Source organism: Buttiauxella sp., assembly GCF_035271705.1.
In the GTDB taxonomy this organism is placed as follows: Bacteria; Pseudomonadota; Gammaproteobacteria; order Enterobacterales; family Enterobacteriaceae; genus Buttiauxella.
Map to the genome: position 1 here is coordinate 1 of NZ_DATERI010000017.1, position 6,206 is coordinate 6,206.

A 6,206-nucleotide genomic window follows, 5' to 3' on the forward strand; every position below is an offset into this window, starting at 1 on the left:
GAGTTTGCCGCCTTTCTGGCGACGGATCATCGGTGATTTAAGGCGCGGGGTAAGGATTTTGGTGTCGTTAATAAAATCCCAGCCGTAGTAACCCTTCAGGCAAAGTTCACCCTGGTTAGTTTTACCCTGAGCCGCTTCCGCTTTGACGACTTTGCCGTTATCGACCACGAGGTTGATTTTGCAACCCGAGGCACAATAGGGGCAGACCGTGACGACTTTTTTCATCAGTGTTGCTCCAGTCAATATTAGTTACTTTGAAGGTACCTAATGCATTATCTATGCCACATAGAAAACATGGGAATTACGGGTATCTTACGAAGAAAAAAGCAGCAAAACTCTGACGAAAAACAGGTCATCGTCAAAAGTGACGTGTCGAGTTGGCTTGGTTTGTGACACTGGTTGTAAATTCAGCATGGGTATTTGTCTTTTGTGCAGAACTCCTTCCACAATCACCCACACTTGTCTCATGACCTTTCCCTCCCCAGGAGTTCAATCATGAAGCCTGCAATTTTGCTGGTGGATGACGATTTGGCAATCTGTGACGTGCTGCGCGACGTGCTCAATGAACACGTATTCGAGGTGATGGTGTGTCATAACGGGAATGATGCGTTGGCCACGGTTGCTCAGTATCCGGGTATCGCTCTGGTGCTGCTGGATATGATTCTGCCCGATATCAATGGTCTGTTAGTTCTGCAACACATTCAGCGCCAGCGGCCCGATTTACCCGTGGTGATGCTGACAGGCTTGGGTAGTGAGTCAGATGTGGTGGTCGGGCTGGAAATGGGAGCCGATGATTACATCGCTAAACCGTTTAATTCCCGCGTGGTGGTCGCACGCGTTAAAGCGGTGCTGCGGCGCACTGGCGCACTGGCGGTGGAAACCACCACCACAAAAACCGTCGGATTACACTTCAACGGTTGGCGACTGGATACCGAACGTTGCCAGTTATTCAATACTCAACATGAGCAAATTGCGCTAACACAAGGGGAATACGGTTTATTGTTGGCATTAATGCAAAATGCCCGCAAAGTACTCTCTCGTGAAAGGTTACTGGAATTGACGCATAGCGAAAGTCTCGACGTTTTCGACAGAACAATAGATGTACTGATTATGCGACTACGACGTAAAATAGAAACCAATCCACATCAACCGATATTTATTCGTACTATTCGTGGAATAGGATACGTATTTTCGGCTGATATTATTCAGGCGGAAAACAGCGCAGCTTAAAAGATTTATATACTCTACATATCGCTAAGGGAGTTATGACCGACTTTTCCGCACTCTTGCAGCAAGGTATTGGTAACGCGTGGTTGTTTATTCCCAGCGCTGTTCTGCTGGGCGCACTGCATGGCCTTGAGCCTGGGCATTCCAAAACAATGATGGCCGCGTTCATTGTTGCTATCCGCGGCACCATGAAACAGGCGGTGTTGCTGGGGCTTGCTGCAACGATTTCACATACCGCCGTCGTCTGGCTGATTGCTTTTGGCGGCATGTATTTGAGCCGTCAATTCACCGCAGAAGCCACCGAACCTTACTTCCAACTCATCTCCGCCATTATTATTATCGCCACAGCCATCTGGATGTGCTGGCGTACCTGGCGTGGGGAGCAGCAGTGGAAAGCCGAACAGGCTTTTGCACATGAACATCATGACCACGATGAATCTCACCTGATTGATACCGGCCACGGACACGTTGAATTATCTATTTATGAAGAAGACAGTCCGCCGCACTGGCGTTTAAAGAATGTGTCAGGGCAACGCTGGGGCGCAAATACAGTCACTGTTACCACGCAGCGTGGGAAGGGTTTTGCGCAGATATTCAAGTTTGAGGAGAAAGAAGGTTTCTTGCAGTCCATCCATCCCATCCCTGAGCCGCACACCTTTACCGCGCGTCTGATACTGGGGCACGCCGGGCATTCACACGATTATGATATTGAGTTCAGCGAACACGATCACCACCATGATCATGCTGCGCTAGAGGGGCTGGATACTTCTTCTCAGGAATACCAGGATGCGCACGAAAAAGCGCATGCGAACGACATTAAACGCCGTTTCACCGACAGAAATGTCACCACTGGGCAGATTATTCTCTTTGGGCTGACCGGCGGGTTAATCCCTTGTCCGGCAGCAATAACCGTCCTGCTGCTGTGCATCCAGGTGAAGGCTTTCTCACTGGGTGCGGCACTGGTGTTGTGCTTCAGTATTGGACTGGCGATAACCCTGGTGACTGTCGGCGTTGCAGCCGCATACAGCGTCAGACAGGCAACAAAACGCTGGAGCGGTTTTAATACCCTGGCGCGTCGAGCCCCTTATTTTTCAAGCGTTTTAATTGCCGCTGTGGGTATCTATATGGGTATTCATGGCTGGATAGGTCTGACACATTAACCAACCGATATAGGTTGCCAGTTGCTGAGCCTCAGGTCCTGGCAAAACCATGCAGTAGTTCAGTGCGTGCAGAAAACGCTGCTCGGATATCCAGCGACGGTTCTCCACTAGCTCCTGGTGCATGATTGAAATTTGCCCCGCAGGCCCACCGAAGCTAATAAAACCTAGCTTCAGCCAGAACCAGAATGCGTCCCGGAAACTGACAGAATGAGGGGCAGTCTTTTTACTGCTTCACACGCTTCCCTGATTCATCAATCACTTTTTCACCATCTTCTTTGTTGAAAGCACCTTGCTGAGATTCCGGCAGAATATCGAGCACAACCTCGGAAGGCCGGCACAGGCGCGTTCCCAGCGGGGTGACAACAACAGGACGGTTAATCAAAATAGGATGTTGAAGCATGAACTCAATCATCTCGCTGTCGGTAAATTTATCCTCTGCAAGACCCAGTTGTTCATAGGGTTCCACATTTTTACGCAGCAGCTCGCGTACCGTTATCCCCATGTCAGCGATGAGTTTAGTCAGTTCTTCACGTGATGGTGGCGTTTCGAGATATAAAATAATCGTTGGCTCAGCGCCGCTGTTGCGGATCAACTCTAGTGTATTCCGAGAGGTGCCGCAGGCTGGGTTGTGATAAATGGTGATGTTGTTCATATCAGTATCTCATTACAGTGTGAAAGAAAGACGTAACGCCAGAGCTACGAGCGTCACAAACAGAATCGGCAATGTCATGATGATGCCCGTCCGGAAATAGTATCCCCATGTAATTACCATGTTTTTCTGTGTCAGCACATGGAGCCAAAGCAGGGTTGCCAGGCTGCCAATAGGGGTGATTTTTGGCCCCAAATCGCAGCCGATGACATTGGCGTAAATCATCGCTTCTTTAATCACCCCTGTTGCTGTGCTGCCATCAATGGACAGAGCACCTATCAGTACTGTAGGCATATTATTCATTATGGATGACAGGAAAGCCGTGATGAAACCTGTCCCCAATGTGGTTGCCCACAGCCCTTGTTCAGCAAGAATATTCAACACACGGGACAGATATTCAGTCAGTCCTGCGTTCCGCAACCCGTAGACGACCAGGTACATCCCCAGCGAGAAAATAACGATTTGCCAAGGCGCGCCACGCAGCACTTTTCCGGTATTAATCGCATGGCCTTTCTTCGCCACAGCAAACAAAATCAAGGCCCCGACGGCGGCGATGGCACTCACCGGGATGCCCAACGGCTCAAGCACAAAGAATCCCACCAGCAGGAGCAGAAGGACAATCCAGCCGGTTCTGAAGGTTGCCAGGTCTTTGATTGCCTTTACGGGTTCTTTGAGTTTCGAGAGTTCATAAACAGGTGGAATGTCTTTGCGGAAAAACAGGTGCAGCATGGTTAGCGTTGCCGCAATGGCGGCGATATCGACAGGCACCATCACCGATGCGTATTCGGCAAATCCCAGTTTAAAGAAGTCCGCCGAAACGATATTGACCAGGTTTGAGACGATGAGCGGCAGGCTGGCGGTGTCGGCAATAAAACCCGCTGCCATCACAAATGCCAGCGTGGCTTGTTTACTGAAACCCAGAGCCAGCAACATCGCGATAACGATAGGCGTCAGGATAAGGGCTGCTCCATCGTTGGCAAACAACGCAGCAACAGCGGCGCCCAGCAGCACGATATAAGTGAACAACAGGCGTCCACGCCCGTTGCCCCAGCGGGAAACGTGCAATGCGGCCCACTCGAAAAAGCCAGATTCATCCAATAACAGGCTGATGATAATGACGGCGATAAATGTCGCTGTGGCGTTCCAGACGATATTCCACACCACGGGAATATCGCTGAGTTGAATGACGCCACATAACAGTGCCAGAACAGCGCCAATGGTTGCACTCCACCCGATACTCAAGCCTTTGGGTTGCCAGATAACGAGTGTCAGTGTGAATAAAAAAATGATCCCTGCCAGTAACATGACATACTCCATCACATATGAATTATTGAATGTATGAGGGGTTCTCTAACACGACCCAGCCCGCATTGCATCTAGTTTCAGGCGCGTTTCTTCGCGCAGACAGTTCCAGGTGTTATCGATAGTTGCGGCAGCCCACGCAGGCATATTTGGAGACAATCGATAGTGAACCCACTTGCCTTCACGTCGGTCGGTGACAAGGTCAAACTCACGAAGGATCGCCATGTGACGAGAGATTTTCGGCTGTGACTCCCCGGTTGCGGCACAAATGTCACACACGCAGAGCTCCCCAGCTTCACGCAGCAGCATCACGATGGAGAGTCTGGTTTCGTCGGAAAGCGTTTTAAAAAGCTGAACAGGAAGCAGCATTTTTAGCCTCAATATTGTTTAGACATACATATGTTAATTCATATGTATTGGGTTTAAAAGAACCCAAACCAAATTGAGGATGCTGAGATGGAGAATTTTTCTGCGGAAGAAATCGGACGTAGTCCTCTAAATTTCACTAATTATTCAGATGGTTAGCTGTGTTCACTTATAAATGCCTGTAATTCTGCCAGCGTTTTTGCTCCATCAATGGCATTCGCGCATAACAAATTCGCGCGAGCGCAGGCGTGGGCTAATTTCAAGCTGTCGAGTAGCGGCCATTTTTCATGGCAGCCATATAAGACGCCGGCACAAAAAGCGTCCCCTGCACCTACGCTGCCGATGATTTCATGCTGCGTTAACATAAATGAGGGGACCCACATCCCTTCATGGCCGGGTTCAACACCCCATGCGCCTTCCGGGCAATGAATCACCACGCGTTGGCGCACGCCAGCGTTAAGTAATTGATTTGCCGCTTGCGCAATATTTTCCACATGTGGCGCACCGTCAGCGTTTCGGATCTCCAACCCACTAAACTCACCGGCTTCCAGCTCATTAATCACCAAATAATCCAGCCAGCGCAGGGTAGGGAGCACCATCGGGCGGTAACGCGGGTCACCTTGACGCGAGACCAAATCAAGCGAGGTTTCGTAACCTTGCAGGGCCATCATGGCCAGCAACCTGGCGCTGCGCGTGCCATATTCTGCATCTTCAATATCGAGACTATCGAGCAGTAGCAAATAGCCGAGATGGAAGATTTTGAATGACGATTCAAGGCGGTCAAAAGCGGGTAAATCAAGCAGACGATTCGCACCTGGCGAGTGAAAAAAGGTGCGCTGCCCGCTCGGGTCGGTCATCACTTGTGACATCGAGGTCGGTGCGAAGGTGGTGCGGCGCACGTGCTGGTGATTGACATGATACTGATCCAACATCGCCATAATGTAGTCGCCATCATGATCGTCACCCACTAAACCCACCGCCTGAAGCGGCAGGCCGACATGCATTTTCGCCAGCGTCAGCAGCACGTTTAACGGTGCGCCACCGGTTGAGCGTTCACTGTGGATAATTTCGGCAAGCCATCCGCGCTGCGGCCATTGCGTAATTTGGTGCACGTGGTCGACCAGCATATTTCCGGCGGCGATAATTCCGCTGCGCTTACTCATAACCTCTCCTTAAGAGCCTATCCCATTAGGCTATTTTATTTGCTCGTTTGCTCCTGGGCTGTGCTCAAAATCCTCACGTACTACGTGTACGCTGCGGTTTTTCCGCGCAGTCCGAGGCCAAACGATCTGCAACAATTACGCCTACTGGGACAGACTCTAAGCTTTACCCGAACTGCCAAAAATCTGCATTTGCTGGGTGACAACATCAGTAATCGCCTCTTCAATCCCCAACAGCAACTCGGCGTATTCGTCATAAATGGCATGTCGTTGATTCATACGGTGCTCAATCGCGTTGAGGGCAGCCTGCGACATCCCGGTATAGAAATTTATCTTGTGGAT

Annotated in this window: 6 protein-coding genes and 3 pseudogenes; 2 read left to right on the forward strand and 7 right to left on the reverse strand. The window is 50.3% G+C overall.

All coding sequences use genetic code 11. The features are described 5' to 3' along the window. Positions 1 to 225 (reverse strand): annotated as a pseudogene (locus VJY99_RS01590) (formate dehydrogenase subunit alpha); the annotation flags it as partial. Positions 226 to 495: 270 nt separating this feature from the next. Between VJY99_RS01590 and VJY99_RS01595 the strand changes: the two are divergent. Further along, on the forward strand, positions 496 to 1,230 hold the full coding sequence (locus tag VJY99_RS01595; protein WP_324115695.1) for a response regulator transcription factor: 735 nt from the start codon (positions 496 to 498) through the stop codon (positions 1,228 to 1,230). A gap of 35 nt (positions 1,231 to 1,265) precedes the next feature. Then, the gene (locus VJY99_RS01600; protein WP_324115697.1) at positions 1,266 to 2,387 is read left to right on the forward strand and encodes a nickel/cobalt efflux protein RcnA; all 1,122 of its coding nucleotides are present in this window, start codon (positions 1,266 to 1,268) and stop codon (positions 2,385 to 2,387) included. Here the strand turns inward: VJY99_RS01600 and VJY99_RS01605 are convergent. From VJY99_RS01605 to VJY99_RS01630, 6 genes and pseudogenes are all read right to left on the reverse strand, one after another. Then, positions 2,370 to 2,561 (reverse strand): annotated as a pseudogene (locus tag VJY99_RS01605) (chromate transporter); the annotation flags it as partial. The gene VJY99_RS01600 and the pseudogene VJY99_RS01605 sit on opposite strands and share 18 nt — an antisense overlap. A 49-nt stretch (positions 2,562 to 2,610) precedes the next feature. Then, positions 2,611 to 3,039 (reverse strand): glutaredoxin-dependent arsenate reductase, encoded by a 429-nt coding sequence (arsC, locus tag VJY99_RS01610; protein WP_324115698.1) that lies wholly within the window; start codon positions 3,037 to 3,039, stop codon positions 2,611 to 2,613. A 12-nt stretch (positions 3,040 to 3,051) separates the two neighbouring features. Then, positions 3,052 to 4,341 (reverse strand): arsenic transporter, encoded by a 1,290-nt coding sequence (locus tag VJY99_RS01615; RefSeq protein ID WP_324115701.1) that lies wholly within the window; start codon positions 4,339 to 4,341, stop codon positions 3,052 to 3,054. Between the two features lie 45 nt (positions 4,342 to 4,386). Then, positions 4,387 to 4,707: a metalloregulator ArsR/SmtB family transcription factor gene (locus tag VJY99_RS01620; protein ID WP_324115703.1), complete on the reverse strand. Its 321-nt coding sequence runs from the start codon at positions 4,705 to 4,707 to the stop codon at positions 4,387 to 4,389. 152 nt (positions 4,708 to 4,859) lie between these two features. Continuing rightward, complete coding sequence (locus VJY99_RS01625; protein ID WP_324115705.1) at positions 4,860 to 5,867, reverse strand: carbohydrate kinase family protein; 1,008 nt, start codon at positions 5,865 to 5,867, stop codon at positions 4,860 to 4,862. Positions 5,868 to 6,023: 156 nt separating this feature from the next. After that, a pseudogene (locus VJY99_RS01630) lies at positions 6,024 to 6,206 on the reverse strand (ketose-bisphosphate aldolase); the annotation flags it as partial.

Excerpts from the sequence above, each read along its gene's own strand:
- VJY99_RS01595 (WP_324115695.1), top strand. The coding sequence starts at position 496 with ATGAAGCCTGCAATTTTGCTGGTGGATGACGATTTGGCAATCTGTGAC.
- VJY99_RS01600 (WP_324115697.1), top strand. The coding sequence starts at position 1,266 with ATGACCGACTTTTCCGCACTCTTGCAGCAAGGTATTGGTAACGCGTGG.
- arsC (WP_324115698.1), bottom strand. The coding sequence starts at position 3,039 with ATGAACAACATCACCATTTATCACAACCCAGCCTGCGGCACCTCTCGG.
- VJY99_RS01615 (WP_324115701.1), bottom strand. The coding sequence starts at position 4,341 with ATGTTACTGGCAGGGATCATTTTTTTATTCACACTGACACTCGTTATC.
- VJY99_RS01620 (WP_324115703.1), bottom strand. The coding sequence starts at position 4,707 with ATGCTGCTTCCTGTTCAGCTTTTTAAAACGCTTTCCGACGAAACCAGA.
- VJY99_RS01625 (WP_324115705.1), bottom strand. The coding sequence starts at position 5,867 with ATGAGTAAGCGCAGCGGAATTATCGCCGCCGGAAATATGCTGGTCGAC.